The 19,131-nt window shown below is 54.7% G+C and carries 18 protein-coding genes and 1 pseudogene; 15 read left to right on the top strand and 4 right to left on the bottom strand.

Translation table 11 applies throughout. The annotated features are described in order from the left end of the window. Nucleotides 1-223 precede the first annotated feature (223 nt). From rpsB to IPM39_03035, 12 genes and pseudogenes are all read left to right on the top strand, one after another. Nucleotides 224-1,135 (top strand): 30S ribosomal protein S2, encoded by a 912-nt coding sequence (gene rpsB / locus IPM39_03090; protein ID MBK8985056.1) that lies wholly within the window; start codon nucleotides 224-226, stop codon nucleotides 1,133-1,135. Nucleotides 1,136-1,229: 94 nt separating this feature from the next. Beyond that, a complete protein-coding gene (tsf, locus tag IPM39_03085; protein MBK8985055.1) occupies nucleotides 1,230-1,829 on the top strand; it encodes a translation elongation factor Ts in 600 nt (199 codons plus the stop codon). 69 nt (nucleotides 1,830-1,898) lie between these two features. Beyond that, nucleotides 1,899-2,618 carry a UMP kinase gene (locus tag IPM39_03080; GenBank protein MBK8985054.1) on the top strand — a complete coding sequence of 240 codons (720 nt, stop codon included), beginning with the start codon at nucleotides 1,899-1,901 and terminating at the stop codon, nucleotides 2,616-2,618. 99 nt (nucleotides 2,619-2,717) lie between these two features. Continuing rightward, nucleotides 2,718-3,275 (top strand): ribosome recycling factor, encoded by a 558-nt coding sequence (frr, locus tag IPM39_03075; GenBank protein ID MBK8985053.1) that lies wholly within the window; start codon nucleotides 2,718-2,720, stop codon nucleotides 3,273-3,275. Between the two features lie 3 nt (nucleotides 3,276-3,278). Next, nucleotides 3,279-4,016 carry a di-trans,poly-cis-decaprenylcistransferase gene (uppS, locus tag IPM39_03070; GenBank protein MBK8985052.1) on the top strand — a complete coding sequence of 246 codons (738 nt, stop codon included), beginning with the start codon at nucleotides 3,279-3,281 and terminating at the stop codon, nucleotides 4,014-4,016. A gap of 25 nt (nucleotides 4,017-4,041) precedes the next feature. Continuing rightward, nucleotides 4,042-4,854: a phosphatidate cytidylyltransferase gene (locus tag IPM39_03065; protein MBK8985051.1), complete on the top strand. Its 813-nt coding sequence runs from the start codon at nucleotides 4,042-4,044 to the stop codon at nucleotides 4,852-4,854. Between the two features lie 85 nt (nucleotides 4,855-4,939). Further along, the gene (gene fbp, locus IPM39_03060) at nucleotides 4,940-5,956 is read left to right on the top strand and encodes a class 1 fructose-bisphosphatase (GenBank protein MBK8985050.1); all 1,017 of its coding nucleotides are present in this window, start codon (nucleotides 4,940-4,942) and stop codon (nucleotides 5,954-5,956) included. A gap of 403 nt (nucleotides 5,957-6,359) precedes the next feature. Beyond that, nucleotides 6,360-7,637, top strand: coding sequence for a transcription termination factor Rho (rho, locus tag IPM39_03055; protein ID MBK8985049.1), 1,278 nt, complete (start codon nucleotides 6,360-6,362; stop codon nucleotides 7,635-7,637). Between the two features lie 137 nt (nucleotides 7,638-7,774). Next, complete coding sequence (locus tag IPM39_03050) at nucleotides 7,775-8,845, top strand: peptidoglycan DD-metalloendopeptidase family protein (GenBank protein ID MBK8985048.1); 1,071 nt, start codon at nucleotides 7,775-7,777, stop codon at nucleotides 8,843-8,845. Between the two features lie 230 nt (nucleotides 8,846-9,075). Beyond that, nucleotides 9,076-10,098 (top strand): flippase-like domain-containing protein, encoded by a 1,023-nt coding sequence (locus IPM39_03045; protein MBK8985047.1) that lies wholly within the window; start codon nucleotides 9,076-9,078, stop codon nucleotides 10,096-10,098. Between the two features lie 54 nt (nucleotides 10,099-10,152). Beyond that, nucleotides 10,153-11,469, top strand: a complete 1,317-nt coding sequence (locus IPM39_03040; GenBank protein ID MBK8985046.1) for an NAD(P)/FAD-dependent oxidoreductase — start codon at nucleotides 10,153-10,155, stop codon at nucleotides 11,467-11,469. A 161-nt stretch (nucleotides 11,470-11,630) separates the two neighbouring features. Next, nucleotides 11,631-13,075: pseudogene (locus IPM39_03035) on the top strand (UDP-glucose/GDP-mannose dehydrogenase family protein). Between the two features lie 69 nt (nucleotides 13,076-13,144). Here the strand turns inward: IPM39_03035 and IPM39_03030 are convergent. The 4 genes from IPM39_03030 to IPM39_03015 all read right to left on the bottom strand — a co-directional run bounded on the left by IPM39_03030 (nucleotide 13,145) and on the right by IPM39_03015 (nucleotide 16,036). Continuing rightward, nucleotides 13,145-13,963: a non-canonical purine NTP pyrophosphatase gene (locus IPM39_03030; protein ID MBK8985045.1), complete on the bottom strand. Its 819-nt coding sequence runs from the start codon at nucleotides 13,961-13,963 to the stop codon at nucleotides 13,145-13,147. Nucleotides 13,964-14,018: 55 nt separating this feature from the next. Beyond that, entirely contained in the window at nucleotides 14,019-14,600 is a 582-nt protein-coding gene (gene ruvA / locus IPM39_03025; protein MBK8985044.1) for a Holliday junction branch migration protein RuvA, read from the bottom strand. A 134-nt stretch (nucleotides 14,601-14,734) separates the two neighbouring features. Further along, entirely contained in the window at nucleotides 14,735-15,226 is a 492-nt protein-coding gene (ruvC, locus tag IPM39_03020) for a crossover junction endodeoxyribonuclease RuvC (protein ID MBK8985043.1), read from the bottom strand. A 60-nt stretch (nucleotides 15,227-15,286) separates the two neighbouring features. Beyond that, nucleotides 15,287-16,036, bottom strand: a complete 750-nt coding sequence (locus IPM39_03015; GenBank protein ID MBK8985042.1) for a YebC/PmpR family DNA-binding transcriptional regulator — start codon at nucleotides 16,034-16,036, stop codon at nucleotides 15,287-15,289. 367 nt (nucleotides 16,037-16,403) lie between these two features. Between IPM39_03015 and sdhC the strand changes: the two genes are divergently transcribed. From sdhC to IPM39_03000, 3 genes are read left to right on the top strand one after another with little or no spacing between them, the layout of a single operon-like run. Continuing rightward, nucleotides 16,404-16,853: a succinate dehydrogenase, cytochrome b556 subunit gene (gene sdhC / locus IPM39_03010; protein ID MBK8985041.1), complete on the top strand. Its 450-nt coding sequence runs from the start codon at nucleotides 16,404-16,406 to the stop codon at nucleotides 16,851-16,853. A gap of 22 nt (nucleotides 16,854-16,875) precedes the next feature. Beyond that, entirely contained in the window at nucleotides 16,876-17,283 is a 408-nt protein-coding gene (locus tag IPM39_03005) for a succinate dehydrogenase (GenBank protein ID MBK8985040.1), read from the top strand. Between the two features lie 11 nt (nucleotides 17,284-17,294). Further along, nucleotides 17,295-19,079, top strand: coding sequence for a succinate dehydrogenase flavoprotein subunit (locus IPM39_03000; GenBank protein ID MBK8985039.1), 1,785 nt, complete (start codon nucleotides 17,295-17,297; stop codon nucleotides 19,077-19,079). Nucleotides 19,080-19,131 lie beyond the last annotated feature (52 nt).

Below are 19,131 nucleotides of genomic sequence, written 5' to 3'. Positions count from 1 at the left end.
TAATCCGTAGGCTGCCTTGTGGCAGATTCCCGTATGTTTATGGGCAATTGATTTTACATCTTACACATACTCGGACTGGAACGGGTGTGCTTGCGTTATGTTGTGCTGGGGATTAACGGCCGTCTGGCCTCCCCAAGACCCGGTCACACCATATAGGCCTGGCAAGCTCCGCGCCGGATTGATGGGTATGGAAGAAAAACACAATTAAAAGGAGAATTACCCCATGGCCGTTGTTTCTATGAAAGCGCTTTTAGAAACAGGCGTTCACTTTGGGCACCGCACCCGTCGCTGGAACCCCAAAATGAAGCCCTATATCTTTACCGAGCGCAATGGTATTCACATTTTAGATTTACAGCAGACGATTGTTCTCATTGAGGACGCTTACAACCTGGTGCGCGACGCCGTCGCCAATGGCGGCGAGGTCTTGTTTGTCGGTACCAAGCGGCAAGCGCAAGACACTGTCGCCCACGAAGCGGCGCGTGGGCAGCAGCCTTACGTCAATGACCGCTGGTTGGGTGGCACGTTGACCAACTGGTCCACCATCAGCCAGCGCATCACCTACCTGGACAAGCTGGAAAAACGCCGCGACGCCGGCGAGTTTGATTTGCTGAAAAAGAAAGAACGCTTGCAACTGGAAGGCGTCATTGAAAAGCTCAACCTGCGTCTGGGCGGTATTCGCAAGATGCGTGGGCTGCCGGCATTGATGTTTGTGGTAGACGTGAACTATGAGGAAACGGCCGTGCGTGAAGCCAACATCCTCAAAATCCCCGTCATCGGCGTGGTAGATACCAATAGCAACCCCGACCCCATTGATTACATCATCCCCTCCAACGACGACGCCATCCGCGCCATCAAGCTCATCGTGGGCAAAATGGCCGACGCCGCCCTCGAAGGTCGGGCCATGCGCAAAGACACCCTGGTCGAAGCCATCACCGATTACGACAGATACGCCTACGAAAAAGATTATGACGGCGTCGAAGACATAGACGACGAAATCCTCTTAGGCGCTTCTACCCTGGCTAAAATTCGGGGCGTAGAAGAAACCGATGATGACGTCCTGGACGAAGCAGCCGTGCTGCTCGCCGATGACGACGACGTTGATAGCGACTTTAGTCTGGATGAAGAAAACGAGTAGGGCTTGTAGAGGATCAAATGCCATTAAGACCTGGCAGGTTGCCAAAAACCTGCCAGGTCTAACCAAGTAACAGAATTAGGAGACACGTTTCGTTATGAATATCACAGCACAAATGGTCAAAGAGCTGCGCGAAGCCACCGGCGCTGGCGTTCTGGAAGCCAAAAAAGCCCTGGAAGCCCACGATGGCGACTTCGACAAAGCCGCCGATTTGCTGCGCGAAAAAGGCGCGGCTCGCGCTGCCAAACGCGCCGATCGGCAAGCCAACGAAGGCATGATTGAATTGTACGCCCATCCGGGCAACCGGGTTGGGGTTATTGTGGAACTGAACTGCGAGACCGATTTCGTCGCCCGTAATGATCAGTTTCGTGAACTGGCGCACAACCTGGCCTTGCACATTGCCGCCATGAGTCCTCGCTATATGAACGTCGAAGACGTGCCGCGGGAAGACCTGGACCGCGAGTTGGAAGTATTGCGCAATCAGGCGTTGGCCGAAGGTAAACCGGAAGCGATTGTAGACAAAATTGTCAGCGGCCGTCTGAGCAAGTTCTATGAAGAGTTTTGTCTGCTGGAGCAGCCGTTTGTTAAAGACGACAGCATCAAAATTAAAGACATGGTGACGGACGCCATCCGCACCACCGGCGAAAATATCAAAATTCGCCGCTTTGCCCGTTATGAATTGGGCGAAGCGCTCTAAACAAACTTGTTAAAAGGGCGTTCCTGAGAACGCCCTTTTTTCTCGCCTTTCTCTCGAGTGTAAACCAACATGAGCGAACCCAAATACAAACGAGTCCTGCTGAAGATGGGTGGGGAATCCCTGAGCGGCCCCAGCGGTTTTGGCATTGATCCGCAGCGCGCGGCCGAGATGGCCGAGGTGGTGAAAGGTGTGCAAGATATCGGCGTTGAAGTGGCTGTGGTCATTGGCGCCGGCAACTTGTGGCGCGGTTCCATTGGCATGGAACATGGCATGGAGCGCTCTACAGCCGACCACATGGGTATGATTGCCACGGTGATGAATGCGCTGGCCTTGCAAGACGCGCTGGAGCGGTTGGGCGTGGTAACGCGGGTGCAAACAGCCATTGAAATGCGCACGGTGGCCGAACCGTACATCCGTTTGCGCGCCATGCGCCACCTGGAAAAGGGGCGGGTGGTTATTTTTGGCGGCGGCACGGGCAACCCTTACTTCACCACAGATTCGGCCGGGGCTTTGCGAGCCATGGAAATTAACGCCGATGTGCTGATCAAGGCGACCAAAGTGGATGCTATCTACGATGACGACCCGGTGAAAAACCCGGCGGCGCGCCGTTTTGACCGGATTTCTTACATTGATTTCCTGAATTTGCGGCTGCGGGTGATGGACAGCACGGCCGTTTCCCTCTGTATGGACAACAACATGCCCATCGTCGTCCTTAACCTGTGGCAGAACGGCGCTGTCAGGCGGCTGCTTTCTGGCGAAACTGTTGGGACCACGATCTGTAACATCTAAAAAAAACCAGCAGTATGAACACATAGCTTGTCGTGGTATCATTGAACGGCAAATGCCCGACTCTTTATTGCTGGCGCATAGCAGCTAACGGAGGTTCAAATGATTCGTGAAGTATTGCAAGATGCTGAAAGCCGTATGCGCGGCGCAATCACCTCGCTGCAGGCTGATTTGGCTGCTTTTCGGACAGGTAGAGCGTCTCCCCATTTGTTGGACAAGATCATTGTGGAGATGTATGGCGTGGAGATGGCCCTGAACCAGATGGCGGTGATTTCGGTTCCCGAACCGCAGCAGTTGACGATACGGCCGTATGACGCCAAATCCATCTCGGCCATCGAGCGCGCCCTGCTGAAATCGGACCTGGGCATTATGCCCAACAACGACGGCAAGATCATCCGCCTCAATCTGCCGCGCCTCTCCGAAGAGCGCCGCCGTGATCTGAGCCGCCTGGTTGGCCGCCGGGTAGAGGAAGCCAAAGTGGCGGCGCGCAACGTGCGCCGCGATGCCTTAAATGATTTGCGTGATCTCGAAAAAGAAAAAATGATCTCTGAAGATGATTTTTTCCGCAGTCAGGATGAGTTGCAAGAGCTAACCGATAAATACATCAAAGAAATTGACGCGATTAGCGAGAAGAAAGAAGCCGAGATAATGGAAGTTTAAGGTATGGGAGCCAGACCGCAGTCATCGCTCGACCTCACCGGGTATCGTGTGCCCACACACATTGCGATTATTATGGATGGGAACGGCCGTTGGGCGCGTCAGCGTAGCCTGCCCCGGCAGGCCGGGCATAGACAAGGCGCCGAAAACCTGCGCCGCGTCATCAATGCCTGCGTCGAATTTGGCGTTCAAATTCTCACCATTTACGCCTTCTCCACCGAAAATTGGGGCCGGCCAGAAAAAGAAGTGCGCGGGCTGATGCGCATTATTGCCCGTGTTTTAGACCAGGAGATTGGCGATCTGTGTGCTCAGGGCGTTTGCCTGCATCACTTAGGCGACCTTACCGGCATTGACCCCAAACTACAAGACAAAGTACGCCGGGCCATCGAGCTAACCAAAGATAATAAAACGCTGATCCTCAATGTCGCTTTCAATTACGGCGGCCGCGCCGAAATCCTGCACGCCATCAAACAAATTTTGGCTGATGGCGTTGCGCCAGATGAACTAACCGAAGAGATGTTTAGCTCTTACCTGTTTACCGCTGGCCTGCCAGACCCCGACCTGGTGATTCGCACCAGTGGTGAACTGCGTGTCAGCAACTTCCTGATCTGGCAGGCTGCCTACGCGGAATATTACGCCCCTGCCACCTATTGGCCGGATTTCGGCCGGGAAGAACTGTACGACGCGATAGTCACCTATAATCACCGCGAGCGTCGCTTTGGTCTGGTAACAGAAGAAACCTAAACCTGATCAGGAACTCTGTGCCCCTATGTTGTGGCAGCGCGCCCTCATTGCTCTTACGCTTGGCCCTCTCTCGCTTTACCTGGTTTATCTGGGCGGGTGGTTCTACTTTGTGCCCATTACCCTCATCATCGTGCTGGCCGCTTATGAATTTGGTCAGATGATGCAGCGCATGGGACTGCATGTTTCCTTGTGGATTTTAACGCCGGCCGTACTGTTGCAGCTTCTCAACGGCCAGTGGCCCAACACCCCGTTGATTGAGTTGGGTATTGTTGTCAGTTTACTCGTCATGCTGGCTTACGTTCTGTGGTTGTACGAAAGCCGCCAGAGCGATACGGCGCCTATGGATTGGATGGCGATGCTGGGTGGGGTGCTGTTGTTGGGTTGGATTGGCAGCCATTTCTTGCGCCTGCGTGGGTTGGAAACGGCCGCCTGGCAGTGGACAATTCTGGCGTTGGTTAGCACCTGGGCGGCCGATTCGGGGGCGTATCTGGTTGGCAAGTTCATGGCCGGCAAGGTTTTGGGGCGGCATCCGCTTTCGCCGCGCCTCAGCCCCAACAAGACAGTAGAAGGTTATGGCGGTGGAATTGTTCTCGGCACGTTGATGACCCTGTTGTTTGCTTATTTTTTGCAGCTTCCCTGGGCGACGGCCGTTATCTTGGGTCTGTTAGCTTCTATCGTCAGCCCACTAGGCGATTTGGGCATCTCCTTGCTGAAACGCGAAGCCAAAGTGAAAGATTCTGGCGCCATTTTTGGCGTTCACGGGGGCGCATTAGACCGTATTGATTCTGTTCTCTGGTCTGTTATGATGGCCTACTATCTGGTTATGTTAACCATTTGATTGATATCGTTCCGACAATTTTCTGACGACCACTAATCCCACTATTCCCATTTTTCCGAGCGAACCATAGCAAGGAGTGCGAGTCATGTCGCAAATCACGACGATTGAACGCTTTATTCTCGACAACCAGCCCCAATATGCCAAAGGCGATCTTACCGGCTTGTTGTATGATCTGGCTTTAGCCGCCAAAATGATTGCCCACAAAGTCAATCGCGCTGGTCTGGTAGATATTCTGGGGCGCGTCGGAGCCATCAACGTCCAGGGAGAAGACCAACAAAAGCTCGATGTCTATGCCGACAGCGTCATTTACCGCCTCTGCGACCACACGGGACGTTTGTGCATTATGGCCTCGGAAGAGCATGAAGAGCTGCTGACCATTCCGGCGCGTTATGAAAAAGGCAGCTATGTCCTGGTGTATGATCCGTTGGACGGCTCCTCGAACATAGATGTAAATGTCAGCATCGGCACAATTTTTGGCGTTTACCGCTGTATAGACATGGAACGGCGCGGCCGGGTGGAAGATGTGTTGCAGCCGGGGCGGAACCTGGTTGCTGCTGGCTACATTTTGTTTGGCTCCAGCACGATGATGGTTTACAGTACAGGCAATGGGGTGCATGGTTTTACGCTGGACCCGGAGATTGGCGAGTTTTTGCTGTCGCACAAGAATATGATGGCCCCGGAGCCGCCGGGTTATATTAGCATGAACAGCGCTTATTACGGCCGTTGGTCTCCCGGCGTACAGAAATATCTCCGTTGGCTGCAAGGCCAGGAGCCAGATTCCCCGCCGTCCCTGTCGGCGCGCTACATCGGCTCACTGGTGGCCGATTTCCATCGCAATCTGCTGCGCGGCGGAATCTTTTGTTACCCGGCCGAAACCGGCAAACCTAACGGCAAAATTCGCCTGCTGTATGAAGCCGCGCCGCTGGCCTTTTTGATGGAACAAGCCGGTGGGTCGGCCACCGACGGGCAGCGACCCATCTTAGACATTGTGCCCACCGAGCCTCATCAGCGCACGCCATTTTTTGCCGGCAATCGCGGCCTGATAGAAAAATTGCACGAGTTTATGGCTGAAGATCAGCTGGAGGTGAATAGAGGGGGTTAGAAATAATTAAATTCATTGACGCTTACCAGGGGGCATGTTATACTTTTTTTCACCACCAGAGTGGTTTCCGTGTATATGTCCTCACCACGAAAGATGATTGACACAACAGGTTCATCAGCCTGATCTGGTTTATGGCATACAAATCCCCATCTTGGTTAACAACGGCAAGACTAGCTGCACGCAAATAGGGTGGATTGAGCGACTTCACGACACATTTGGAGTATCTTACTGCTTAACCTTTTAAAACCACGCGACGGTTTTGTGGGGCCAAACCCTTATCATGCCCCACTTACCTCAAGCATTTAGTTCCCAAATTTCTGGCGAATTTATGATGTGATGCCCACATTCAACGAAGGTGGCGTGTTGCTACCAATCGCTAAACACGTGAATTGGAGAGTATAGGATGGATATCGCAGAGCTTGAAGCACTGAAAATTGGCGAGTTACGCGACATCGCTCGTGAAAAAAACGTAACTGGCTTTAGCACAATGAAAAAGCAAGACCTGGTTTTTCACATAATGCGGGTCAACGCAGAATCGGAAGGGCTAGACTTTCGCGGCGGCGTTTTAGAAATCGTCGAAGATGACAAACAGAATATGGGGTTCTTGCGCTCCCATAATTACCTGCCCGGCGCCGAAGACATTTACGTCTCCAGCTCCCAAATCCGTCGTTTAGGTCTGCGTAATGGCGATATGGTGCTGGGTCAGGTGCGGGTCCCTAAAGAGAACGAAAAGTATTACAGTTTGCTGCGCGTTGAGACCGTTAATGGCATGAGTCCCGAGCTAGCCAAAAAACGGCCGCGTTATGAACATTTAACCCCCATCTTCCCTGACCAAAAGTTAAAACTGGAAACAAACCCCAACATCTTGTCTACGCGCTTGCTTGACCTGATTGCTCCTATTGGTCGCGGGCAGCGCGGCCTGATTGTTTCTCCGCCTAAATCTGGTAAAACGACGGTGCTGAAGGACATGGCGAATGGCATCCTGGAAAACTACAGTGACGTTCATTTGATGGTGGCTTTGATCGGCGAGCGCCCTGAAGAAGTCACCGACATGCAGCGTTCGATTGAAGGGGAAGTGGTTAGTTCTACCTTTGATGAACCGGTGCGCCAGCACTGCCGGGTGGCGGAAATGGCTCTGGAACGGGCCAAACGTCTGGTAGAAGGTGGACGCGATGTGATTATCTTGTTAGATTCCATCACCCGTCTGGCTCGCGCTTATAACCTGACGGTGCAGCCGAGCGGCCGTACACTATCTGGTGGCCTTGATCCTTCCGCTTTGTATCCGCCCAAGCGCTTTTTTGGCGCGGCGCGTAATTTGGAAGAGGGGGGCAGCCTGACGATCATCGCCACTTGCCTGGTGGATACTGGCAGCCGCATGGACGACGTCATTTACGAAGAGTTTAAGGGCACAGGCAACATGGAACTGCTGCTCAGCCGTCGTTTACAAGAGCGGCGCATTTTCCCGGCGTATGATATTGAACGTTCCAGCACCCGTCGTGAAGATTTGCTGCTGTCTGGCGATGAGTTGGCGCGGGTGTATACCATGCGCCGGATGTTGGGCCACCTGATGGATACGCCCGGCTACGACATCAGCAGCGCCACGTCGGCCGTGTTCCAACGGATGCGCGGCACAAAGACGAACTATGAATTTTTGGAATCTTTGACGAAAGATATGATGTAGCAGCTGAGGTGACTGGTTGTAAACGGCCGTTCCTCTATTCTGAACGGTTATAGAGAAAGCGGGTCAGGTCTCCCTGGCCCGCTTTTGCGCTTCTAATGCTTTATGGTAGCATCCACGTCGCTTAAGGGAAGAAGATTATGGATGAAGAAAGAAGCCTCGCCGAGAGAGTCGGCGGTTATGTGGTGCTGCTGGTTGTGACGGCCTTTCTCTTTTTTGGTTGGCGCGCCGGTTTAGCTGGTGGGTTGGCAGAAACAGCAGGGGATACGGCCGTTGCCGCAGGCCAACCGGCCAGCATAACGACCCTACCCCAGACCAACAACCCCCCTCAACAAACGCTGTATGACTTTGCCACCGGTGATTTGCCGGTCATCCAAGATGGCAGCCTGGACCCCAACTTTAACGCCCACACCTATCAGGGCGAACAACCGCAGCACACGTTCCAGATATACGTGGTACAGCGCGGTGATACGCCCAACGGCATCGCCGAACGTTTTGGCATCAAAACCGAGACCCTGTTGGGCGGGAATCCACAGCTAAGCCAGGAGGCCAGCCTGCTGCAAACTGGCGTGGAGATCATCATTTTGCCCATAGATGGCGTGCTGCACGATGTTCAGCCTGGCGATACGCTGGAGCGCATCGCGGAACAGTATGCCATTCCAGTGGAAGATATTGTCGCCTACGAAAGTAACAACCTGGAGTTTCCTTACCGCCTCTATGCCGAAAGCAAGATTATGGTCCCTGGCGCGGTGCGCGAGGTGTTCGTCTGGACGCCGCCAGACCTGGCGTCGGTGGGCGGCACGTCCCGCGAGGGCAGCAGCATTAAACCGCTGATTGTGGGCACGGGATCTTTCCAATACCCGGTGAACGGCCGTAATTTCAGCCAATACTTCTGGTATGGGCATCCTGGTCTGGACATCGCCCTGGGTGATGGCTCGCCGGTATATGCGGCCGATACAGGCACGGTGACCTATGCGGGTTGGAATGTGTATGGCTATGGCAATCTAATCGTCGTCAATCATGGCAACGGGTTCGAGACGTTTTACGCCCATCTCAGCGGAATTAATGTTTCGCCGGGCCAGATTGTCTACAAGGGTAATGTGATTGGGTTAAGCGGCAATACCGGCAATTCGTCTGGGCCGCATATTCATTTTGAAATCCGTATCAACGGCGTGCAAGATAATCCCTGCTGGTATCTGGGCTGTTCTTAACGCAGCTCACTTTGGAAGATGATTGAACACAGGGATAGAGGGCTTCTCTGTCTCCTGTGCTGCCGTAGGGCGGGGGCACGGCCGTTTCCCCCGTTCCCCTTCCCTTCCCAACCTGATACAATTGCGCCTTTCACGCCATAGGCGTGTAAGATAGATAGTTGGCTGGTTGGTTTGTGGACCGAACGAAACAAACCAACAAACTATCCAACCATCCAACTCCGAGGCGCATTTTGAACAAACGAACTCTGTGGCTGGGCGCGGCCGTTCTCATCAGCGCTCTTTTTTTGTGGGTGGCCCTGGATGGGCTGGAGCTGGCCGAAGTTTGGGCCGACGTGCGTACCGCCAACTACTGGTGGCTGCTGCCCAGCGTGGCCGTCTACTTTGTGGCCGTCTGGGCGCGCACCTGGCGCTGGGATTATATGCTGCGGCCGCTGAAGCACATTCCAGTGCGTCGCCTCTTTCCTGTCGTGGTCATCGGTTACATGGGCAACAATGTCTACCCCTTTCGCGCCGGTGAAGTGCTGCGTTCCTTTGTCCTCTATCAGCGCGAAGAAGTGCCGATGAGCGCCAGTCTGGCCACGGTGATTGTTGAGCGTGTGTTTGATGGGCTGGTTATGCTCATCTTTGTCTTTGTCGCCCTCCCCTTCACCCCCATTCCCGGCGACAATACCACTGTGCGCGCCACCGTCATCTTTGCCAGCGCCGCTTTTTTTATCGCTCTGGTTGTCTTTTTTACTCTGGCAGCCATGCCGGACCGGTTTTACCGGTTGGCGCAGTGGGGTTTAGGGCTGACCGGCAATTTGCTCAGTGAAAAAGGGCGCAGCAGCCTGCTTGGTATTTTGCAACGGTTTCTCGCCGGGCTGGAATCGCTGCGCAGTTTCCGCAATGTGTTGATGATCTTTTTCACCTCCATCGTCATCTGGCTGCTGGAGACGGTGAAATATTGGTTTGTGATGCACGCCTTCGACTTTCAGGTGACGTTTTTTGCTCTGATGCTGATGAACGGCGTGGTCAATCTGGCGACGACTCTGCCATCCGCCCCCGGCTATGTGGGCACGTTTGACACGCCAGGCATCGAAGTGCTGAAATTGTACAGCGTGCCGGCCAACACGGCCGCCGCCTATACCCTGGTCCTGCACGCCGCCCTGTGGCTGCCCATCACCCTGCTGGGCTTCTATTACATGCTCCGCGAAGGGCTGAGCTGGGCGGACATCGGCAAGGCGGCGGAGATGAAGGAAAGCCGTGAGCCGTGAGCCGAACACGGAATACGGAACACGGAATACGGAACCCCAAAAGGACACACACTTATGCAGATAGCCATCATTGGAGCCGGGGTTGCCGGTCTGTCGGCGGCCTATGACTTGTTGGCCGCCGGACATCAGGTAACGCTCTACGAAGCTACTGACCATACAGGCGGGCTGGCGTCTGGGTTTAAGGACCAGAACTGGGACTGGCCGCTGGAGAAGTTTTACCACCACATTTTCCAGTCGGATAAGGCCATCATTCAACTGGTGGATGAACTTGGTTTCAACGATAAGTTGTTTTTTCCTCGCCCCACGACCTCGGTCATGTATGATGGGAAAATCGTGCCCTTCGATTCCCCCTGGCGTTGGATTACCTTTCCCGGCTTCAATTTGTTGGACGTGGCCCGCTTTGGCCTGGTCAGCGCCTATTTGCGCTTTACGGAGCCGTGGCGCCGGTTGGAGCAGCAGACGGCCGATGCCTGGCTGCGCCGCTGGTATGGCGACAAAATCTACCAGACGACCTGGCGGCCGCTCCTGATCGGTAAGTTTGGGCCTTATTATCAGGAGGTGAATATGGCTTGGATGTGGGCGCGGCTGCATGTGCGCACACCGAAACTGGGCTATTTTGTGGGCGGTTTCCAGGCGTTTATTGACCAGTTAACGGCCGTTGTCCAACAGCGTGGCGGCCAGATTTTGCTCAATACGCCGGTCAGCCATATTGCCCAGACGGTGAACGGCCGTCTCACCCTCACCACCCCCACCACCGCCGCCGGCGAAGCGCCCTTTGACCGCGTTCTGGCCACCACATCGCCTCATTTGTTAGCCCGGCTGGCGCCCGATTTGCCGGCCGATTATCTGGGGCAGCTTCTTAATCTGAAGAGCATGGGCGCAGTGGTGCTGACGTTGGCGTTAAAACGGCCGTTACTCCCCGACCACCTCACCTATTGGCTTAACATCCCTTCCAGTTCACCCGACAAAAGCCAGAACACCGTCCCCTTCCTGGCCCTGGTAGAACACACCAATTACATCAGCCGCGAGCATTACGGTGGCGACCACATCATCTATTGCGGCGATTACGTTGCGCCCGACCACGCCTATTTCCAGATGAGCGACGAGGAATTGACCCACCTTTTCACCGGCGTCCTCACCCAATTCAACCCCGATTTCCGCCCCGATTGGGTGCGCCGAAGCTGGGTCTTCCGCGAGAAATATGCCCAACCCGTGCCGCTGCTCCACCATTCAGCCCACATCCCCGACCTGCAAACGCCGCTTCCTGGCCTCTATTTCGCCAGCATGAGCCAGGTTTACCCCTGGGACCGGGGCACCAATTACGCAGTGGAAATCGGCCGTCAGGCGGCAAAGTTGATAGTTGAGAGTTGATAGTCAAAAGCTAACAACTTTCAGCTTATCGGCGAAACGTATAGATTAAGTACCAATGTAAGTTGGCAAGACTAAGGTAAATCGCGTATCTTAAGACACAACGATCAACAAAATGGGGCGCATGGCTGGACCTGTCTCCCATTCATTTAAGGAGTAGTTTGATGAAAATAATCGTAGTTGGCACTGGTTTCGTGGGGCGCCCCATGCGGCTGTTTTGTCTGAATATGGCCACGAAGTGTGGGCTTACGACATTGACGAGAAGCGTATCAACGCTTATAAAACGGGCCAGGCGGCCCAAATCGAACGTTATGTCAACGAGCCAGGTCTGGCCGCGGCCATTGCCGAAAATATAGATCGCTACCTGTTCTTCACCACCGACATCACCCACCTGGCAGAAGGGACCGACATCTTCTTCTTTTGCCTGAATACGCCGCCCAATCGGGATGGCTCCACCGACCTGAGTTACTATCTCAACGCCGCCCACAGCGTCGCCGAGCTGCTGGCGCAGCGACAGAACAAAAAGCGGGTGCTGTTGGTGAACAAAAGCACTGTGCCGGTAGGTTCGGTGCGCCTGCTGCAAAACGTGATGGAACAGCACGGCGTAGAGAACTTCGGCGTGGCTTCCAACCCGGAATTTCTGGCGCAAGGGAATGCCATGGATGGCTCACGCAAGCCAGACCGGGTTGTGGTGGGCGCGGATACCGAGGAGGATTTTGTTCTTCTGCGTCGCATCTATTCCCACTTTGTCAACCACGTGCGTATTCGCTACCTGGAAACAACGCCGGAAACGGCCGAAGCCATCAAGTACACCGGCAACACCTTGCTGCTGACCTATATCTCCTTCTGGAATGGCGTCGGCGCACGGCTGGCGGAAACCTTCCCCAACATTCGCATGGAAGACCTGAAGATCGGCGTCACGGCCGATTCGCGCATCAGCACGTGGGGGTCTTATGTGAGCAACGGGGCTGGTGGAAGCTGCTTCGGCAAAGACATCCAATCGTTGATTTACCAGTTGAACCAAAACGGCCGTTCCACCGATTTGCTCCAGGCTGTCTACAACATCAACGAATTCCAGAAAACGTATCTGGTAGACCGCGCTGTCCACGAAGCCGCTTTCAACTTTAACAACAAGCGCGTGGCCCTGCTGGGGTTGGCCTTCAAAAAACGCACCAACGACATGCGCGACTCAGCCGCCCTCAAAGCGGTCGAAGCGCTGCTGGGGCGCGGCGTCGGCGAAATCCGCGCCTTTGATCCATTGGCGACATCTGCGGCGCAGGAATATTGGTTCAACCCGGAAAAGAACCACCTGTTCGAGCGTATCAGCTATCACCAAACCGCCAGAGAGGCCATTGAAGGCAGCGATGCCGTCTTTATTTCCACCGATTGGGAAGAGTTTCGCGGTATCGCCCGCACGATTGAAACGACGGTCAGCGCGCCCTATTTGGTGATTGACGGCCGTCGCATGATTTCCGACTTCACCTCGCTGGTGGCCAACGGCTACGATTACCTGCCCGTTGGCGGCGCTTATCTAAAAGGCGCGCTCAAACCGGCCAGCCATACCAACGGCCAATCCGAAGAGGGCATCCCCGAATTACGCACTGCGTAACCCAACCACCCAGCCACAACCCAAATAGCCAAAGAGGACGGCGCGCCGTCCTCTTTGGCTATTTGGACGTCATAGCGCTTCCGGCCAGTCGGCGTTGGGGCGCTGGCTGCGGCAAAGTTCCAGCAGGCGGGGGATCAGATTGAGCCGTTCGCAGTAGAGGATGATTTCCTGGGACATCTCTGGCTTGGTGACGGTGGGCAGGTTGTCTTTGTCTATGCCCAGGTCGAAACAGAGGGTTTCCAGTTCGGTCTTGTTGAAGTAGCGCACCATCAATTCGCGCAGGCGAATGCGGTTTTGCAGCAGCGCGTCGGCCTGTTCGTCTTCGAGAACGGCCGTATAAAAAGCCGCCACCGCCAATTTCCGGGTGGAAATGCTGTTGCGCTGCTCCATACTCATCTCTGCCAGGGTGCGGTCGTGGCCGTCGGGGATGAAGATGGCGTCCCAGCCAAACACCTGCTGCCCGCGTGGCGCTGGGGCGATGGTTCCAGAGAGCTGACCGGCAAAAACCAATACCCGGTCATCGGGGGCATGGTAAGCCAGCTTGGTAACGGCCGTTGCCGACCTGTCGGGGAAGGCGTCCAACATCTTGCAAATACCATCGGCCCCGACGCCATCCATAAAAAGTCCGGCCACGTTGCCCGGTAAATTTTTCCAGGCGCGGATCATCAGGTTGGTTTGTTCGACGAGAAAGGGCAGGTAGGGCAGTTTGGGCCGGATGGCTTCCACTTTGCGCCGGATGAGGATGTCTACGTCAGTGGTGATCACATCTTCCACAGTGTGAGGAAACCAGAATAAGTCAACAAATTTACCCAGCAAAAACTGATAATCGTTGAACTTGTTCTCCGAAGCAGTTACAAAATAAAGGCGTTCAATTCGTTCTCTAGCCATGACCCTTCCCTCTTGCACCGGTTTTTGCCAGGACTTGATTACCCCACGACGCCGGCTAACCCTGGTCTAAATATTGCAGGGCCATTTGCACACGTTCGTCTACATTTTTCACTTCGCGGGGCAATTTTTGCAGGGCAGACTGCGCCTCGACAATGCTGAAGCCCAGGCTGGTGAGGATGTCTATCACATCGGCGTCTACATCTGTAACCAGGGGTACGGCCGTTCCCCCCAGGCTGAGATCGAGTTTGTCGCGCAGTTGGAACATGATGCGTTCGGCCGTCTTCTTGCCGATGCCGGGGACACGTTGCAGAACGGCCGTTTCCTCGCGCATAATGGAACTCTTCAACAATTCCGGGCTTAGCGTAGACAAAATCGCCAGCGCCATTTTTGGCCCAACGCCGCTGACACTCAGCAGCACCTCAAACAATTGCAGGTCTTCGGCGCTGTTAAAGCCATACAAAGACAGGTCTTGTTCGCGCACCATGAGGTGGGTATGCAGCGTCAGGCTGCGCCCCACGCCGCCCACATCTTCCAGCACCGTCTTGGGCACAAACACCCGCACGCCCACGCCGCCCACCTTGATGACAAGATGGTCCGAACCGATAAACTGAATCGTTCCACTGAGACTGGCGATCATAATGTTTTAATTGGCTGGTTGGTATGAACCAACTAACAAACTACGTAATCGTCTAAGAATAACTTCCTGTTTTTTTAGATTGGACCAATCTGGGAGATTGGTCCAATCTGGGCCATGTAATTTCTAGATGATCACTAAGTGTAAAGCGCGGCGTGTCGCTGATATTGGTAATGGGTGATGGCGACGGCCAGGCCATCGGCGGCGTCGTCGGGGCGGGGTGTTTCTTCCAGGTCCAGCAGGTTGCGCACCATCATTTGCATCTGGGCCTTGTCCGCCTTGCCATAGCCGGTGATGGCTTCTTTGATTTTGGGCGGCGAATATTCGCCAATGGACAGACCGGCGTTGGCTAATGTGAGCAGCAGCACACCCCGCGCCTGCCCTACGGTGATGGCGGTGGTGATATTGCGGCCAAAAAATAGTTCTTCGATGCCGGCCGTGTCCGGTTGGTACTCGTCTAACAATTGCTGCAGCTCTTGTTGGATTTGCTGCAAGCGATAGGGCATGGGCGAGTCCGGCGGGGTGACGATAGCGCCAAAAGAAACGGCCGTTAAACGGCCGTCTTCTGCTGCATCAATAATCCCATACCCGGTGGTCGCTGTGCCCGGATCTAATCCTAAAATACGCATAAGGTAACGATGAACGATGAATGATGAGGACCTGACTCATCGTTCATCATTTACAGCTGCTTAGTCCGCATCCATGGCCGCCAGAGCGGCATCGGTCACGTCCAGGGTGGAATAGACATTTAACACGTCGTCCAGGTCTTCGATCTTCTCGATGAAATTCATCACCTGCACGGCCGCACCCTGGTCCAGTTCCAACGGCGCGTTGGGGTCATACAACACGTTGGCCTCTTCCAACTTAAAGCCGGCGGCCTGGATAGCGTCGCGCACAGCAGCGAACAGTTCCAGTTCCACGTAAATCTCGGCGCCTTCTTCGCTAAACTGAATGTCATCGGCGCCGGCGTCGGCGGCCACCAGAAATAATTCGTCCTCATCGGCCACATCAGCCACGGCGATGTAACCTTTGCGGGTGAACTGCCAGGCGACGGAACCGGAATCGGCCATGTTGCCGCCGTTTTTGCTCACGGTGTGGCGTAAATCGGCGACGGCCCGGTTTTTATTATCGGTGAGGCATTCCACCAGGATGCCGATGCCGTTGGGGCCATAGACTTCATACATCATTTCATGAAGTTCGCTGCCTTCCAGTTCGCCCGTACCCCGCTTGATGGCCCGTTCAATGTTGTCTTTGGGCATGTTCGAAGCTTTGGCCTTTTCCACTGCCAGCGCCAGACGGTTGTTAAAACTGGGGTCGCCACCGCCTTCGCGGGACGCCATCGTGAGTTCGGAAGCCAACCGGGTAAAAATTTTGCCCCGCTTTTTGTCAGTGGCCGCCTTTTTATGCTTAATGGTCGACCATTTTGAATGTCCAGACATCTCTTACTCTCCCAAAAAATAATCTCAGAGCAGTGATTATATCACACCATGCCCGGCAACCATTAGACTTGTATGTTCATGCGCCCATGCGCCCTTGCGCCCTTGCGCCCATTACCCATTTGGGCAACTGTGTTATAATCTGTGAAATCTTTCCCAACCAGGAATTTGACCCCCTTGCGCGTCTCCAGCCACTAGAGAGAGGACGCAGGCCCGGTGGTCACAATTCATTCGATGGCTGAAACTTGGCATATTTTGTTACATCTTCCCGAAACACCAGACATATCCCCAACTGTCTGCTGCTGTACCAGACAAAGTCGCCCCAGTTCAGCCGGTTTATTAGCCCACCTCATATAAAGGAGAAAGCCTTATGTCAACACTTGGCCTGACGATACGCGAAAGTATTCGCTACCGTGGCCGGAGTGGTCATTGGAGTTGGGTGGCGCATCGCATCTCCGGTCTGGCCATCCTGCTGTTCCTGACGATCCACGTTTGGGACACCGCCAATGCCCATTTTCTACCTCACGTTTATGAATGGTCTATAGACCTGTTCAAATGGCCGCCTATTGCCCTGGGCGAAATCCCGCTGATGGGGGCTGTGCTTTACCACGCCTTCAATGGCATTCGCATCTCAATCCTCGATTTCAAGCCAGAATTGTGGAAACACCAGGAAAGGTCTACCCAGATTACCTGGGGGTTGTTTCTGATTATTTTTGTTCCCATCGCCATTTATATGTTCATCTCCATGGTTGGGCATTGGCAGCACATGGGCGACGCCTGGATGCAGTTCCCGCGCCTCAGCGATTATCCGCCGCGCTAGGTGCGCCAAAGGAGCATATGATATGACAACCGCAAATGTTACCGGCGTCACCCGCCGTAAGGTACAGGTTCAATCCAATCTGGAGCGTTACGCATTCTTGTTTATGCGTGTCTCCGGGGTAGCGTTACTGGTTTTGGCTGTGGGGCACATGATGATTCAACACGTGCTAAACAGCTCCCATAATCTGACCATTCAGTTTGTCGCCCAGCAGTGGAATTCGTGGGGCTGGCGGGCGTTTGACATGCTGCTGCTGGCTTTTGCTTATACGCATGGCATCAACGGGCTGCGCAATGTGCTGGAAGATTACATCCACAACCGGCGGGCCGTGAAAGTCATCAACATCTTCCTGGCCGTTTTTGCCGTGATTACCATCTTATGGGCCGGCTATGCGATTGCCAGTTTTGATTCGGCAGCCTTTTTAGGAGATTGAGGTTAAAGACAATGGCCAATGTGAAAACACACACATTCGACGCAGTGATCGTTGGCGCAGGCGGCGCGGGGCTGATGGCGGCGCTTTATGCCAGCAAAAATGCCAACGTGGCGGTGCTTTCTAAGTTGTATCCAACCCGTTCGCACACAGGAGCGGCGCAGGGCGGCGTGGGCGCGGCCCTGGGCAATATGGAAGAAGACCGTTGGGAATGGCACGCCTTTGATACAGTCAAAGGCTCGGACTACCTGGCCGACCAGGACGCGGTGGATATTTTGTGCCAGGACGCCATTGAGGTGGTGATCGAGTTGGAGCATATGGGGCTGCCGTTCGACCGGTTCCCGAACGGCCGTATCTCCCAACGTCGCTTCGGCGGCCACACCAACAACGAGACCAAAAAGCCGGTCATGCGCGCCTGCCACGCCGCCGACCGCACCGGCCACATGATTCTGCAAACCCTTTACCAGCAGTGCATCAAACAAAAGGTCAACTTCTTCGACGAATTTCACGTCGTAGACCTGATCCGCGTCGGCGACTCCATTCGCGGCGTGGTTGCCATTGAAATTGCCACCGGCGAATTTCACATATTCCACAGCAAAGCGGTGATGTTTGCCACCGGCGGCTGGGGCCGCTGCTGGCAGGTAACTTCCAACGCCCACTCGCTCACCGGTGATGGCGCGGCCATCTGCCTGCGCCGGGGTATCCCCATGCAAGACATGGAATTTTTCCAATTCCACCCCACCGGCATCTTTAAGCTGGGCATCCTCATCACCGAAGGCGTGCGCGGCGAGGGCGGCGTGCTAATCAACGGCAAAGGGGAACGCTTTATGGAGAAGTACGCCCCAACCATTAAGGACCTGGCCAGCCGCGACGTGGTAAGCCGGGCCATCTACCTGGAAATCCAGGCGGGCAACGGCATTGACGGCAAAAATTATGTCCATCTGGACATCAGGCCAGAAACAGTGAACCATTATTTTGCAAAAGATGGTGAAACGCGGCGCATTACCCGCGAAGATATCGAGGCCAAGCTGCCGGATATCGCCGACTTTACGCGCACCTACCTGGGCGTGGACCCGGTGAAAGACCCCATGCCCATCCAGCCAACCGCCCATTACGCCATGGGCGGCATTCCCACGGACGTGGAAGGGCGGGTGATTTTGGATGCAGCCAAAAAGGTGCTGCCCGGTTTATACGCGGCCGGCGAGGCCGCCTGTGTTTCGGTGCATGGGGCCAACCGCCTGGGGACCAACTCGCTGACTGACCTGGTGGTTTTTGGCCGACGCGCCGGCAAGGATATGGCAGCGTTCTGCCAGCAGGCCAATCTGCTGCCCCTGCCCGCCAACGCCGCCGATGAAGTCATCGCCGAGTTTGAGCGCATCCGCCACAACCAGGGCAGCGCCAAGATGTTCGAGGTGCGCAATAGAATGCAAACGACGATGACCGAAGGGGTCAGTGTATTCCGCACCAAAGAGACGGTCAGCGCCAGCATCGCCGAGCTGAAAAAGCTGCGGGTGGCTTATCAAGATGTTGGCGTGCAAGACAAAGGCAAGGTTTTTAACAGCGAACTGTTAGAGGCATGGGAATTGGGCTGTTTGTTGGAGCTGGCGGAGGTAACGGCCGTATCCGCCCTGACCCGTCAGGAAAGCCGTGGCGGGCACGCCCGCGATGACTTTCCCGACCGCGACGACGTTAATTGGCTCAAACATACCCTCTGCCACAAGGTTGGCGAAGGCGAATACAAGCTGGATTACAAACCGGTGACATTGGGCCGGTATGAACCCAAGCCGAGAGTATACTGATTAACAATTGTCAATTGTCAATTATCAATTGGCAATTGACAATTGCCGACAG

The organism is Candidatus Leptovillus gracilis (assembly GCA_016716065.1).
Lineage (GTDB): Bacteria > Chloroflexota > Anaerolineae > Promineifilales > Promineifilaceae > Leptovillus > Leptovillus gracilis.
The sequence above is the reverse complement of the archived record's forward strand: the minus strand, read 5'-3'. Positions and strand labels throughout refer to the sequence as shown.

Excerpts from the sequence above, each read along its gene's own strand:
- tsf (MBK8985055.1), top strand. The coding sequence starts at position 1,230 with ATGAATATCACAGCACAAATGGTCAAAGAGCTGCGCGAAGCCACCGGC.
- fbp (MBK8985050.1), top strand. The coding sequence starts at position 4,940 with ATGTCGCAAATCACGACGATTGAACGCTTTATTCTCGACAACCAGCCC.
- IPM39_03005 (MBK8985040.1), top strand. The coding sequence starts at position 16,876 with ATGACAACCGCAAATGTTACCGGCGTCACCCGCCGTAAGGTACAGGTT.
- IPM39_03050 (MBK8985048.1), top strand. The coding sequence starts at position 7,775 with ATGGATGAAGAAAGAAGCCTCGCCGAGAGAGTCGGCGGTTATGTGGTG.
- ruvA (MBK8985044.1), bottom strand. The coding sequence starts at position 14,600 with ATGATCGCCAGTCTCAGTGGAACGATTCAGTTTATCGGTTCGGACCAT.
- IPM39_03030 (MBK8985045.1), bottom strand. The coding sequence starts at position 13,963 with ATGGCTAGAGAACGAATTGAACGCCTTTATTTTGTAACTGCTTCGGAG.
- IPM39_03040 (MBK8985046.1), top strand. The coding sequence starts at position 10,153 with ATGCAGATAGCCATCATTGGAGCCGGGGTTGCCGGTCTGTCGGCGGCC.
- rpsB (MBK8985056.1), top strand. The coding sequence starts at position 224 with ATGGCCGTTGTTTCTATGAAAGCGCTTTTAGAAACAGGCGTTCACTTT.
- IPM39_03080 (MBK8985054.1), top strand. The coding sequence starts at position 1,899 with ATGAGCGAACCCAAATACAAACGAGTCCTGCTGAAGATGGGTGGGGAA.
- IPM39_03015 (MBK8985042.1), bottom strand. The coding sequence starts at position 16,036 with ATGTCTGGACATTCAAAATGGTCGACCATTAAGCATAAAAAGGCGGCC.
- rho (MBK8985049.1), top strand. The coding sequence starts at position 6,360 with ATGGATATCGCAGAGCTTGAAGCACTGAAAATTGGCGAGTTACGCGAC.
- sdhC (MBK8985041.1), top strand. The coding sequence starts at position 16,404 with ATGTCAACACTTGGCCTGACGATACGCGAAAGTATTCGCTACCGTGGC.
- uppS (MBK8985052.1), top strand. The coding sequence starts at position 3,279 with ATGGGAGCCAGACCGCAGTCATCGCTCGACCTCACCGGGTATCGTGTG.
- IPM39_03065 (MBK8985051.1), top strand. The coding sequence starts at position 4,042 with ATGTTGTGGCAGCGCGCCCTCATTGCTCTTACGCTTGGCCCTCTCTCG.
- ruvC (MBK8985043.1), bottom strand. The coding sequence starts at position 15,226 with ATGCGTATTTTAGGATTAGATCCGGGCACAGCGACCACCGGGTATGGG.
- IPM39_03000 (MBK8985039.1), top strand. The coding sequence starts at position 17,295 with ATGGCCAATGTGAAAACACACACATTCGACGCAGTGATCGTTGGCGCA.
- frr (MBK8985053.1), top strand. The coding sequence starts at position 2,718 with ATGATTCGTGAAGTATTGCAAGATGCTGAAAGCCGTATGCGCGGCGCA.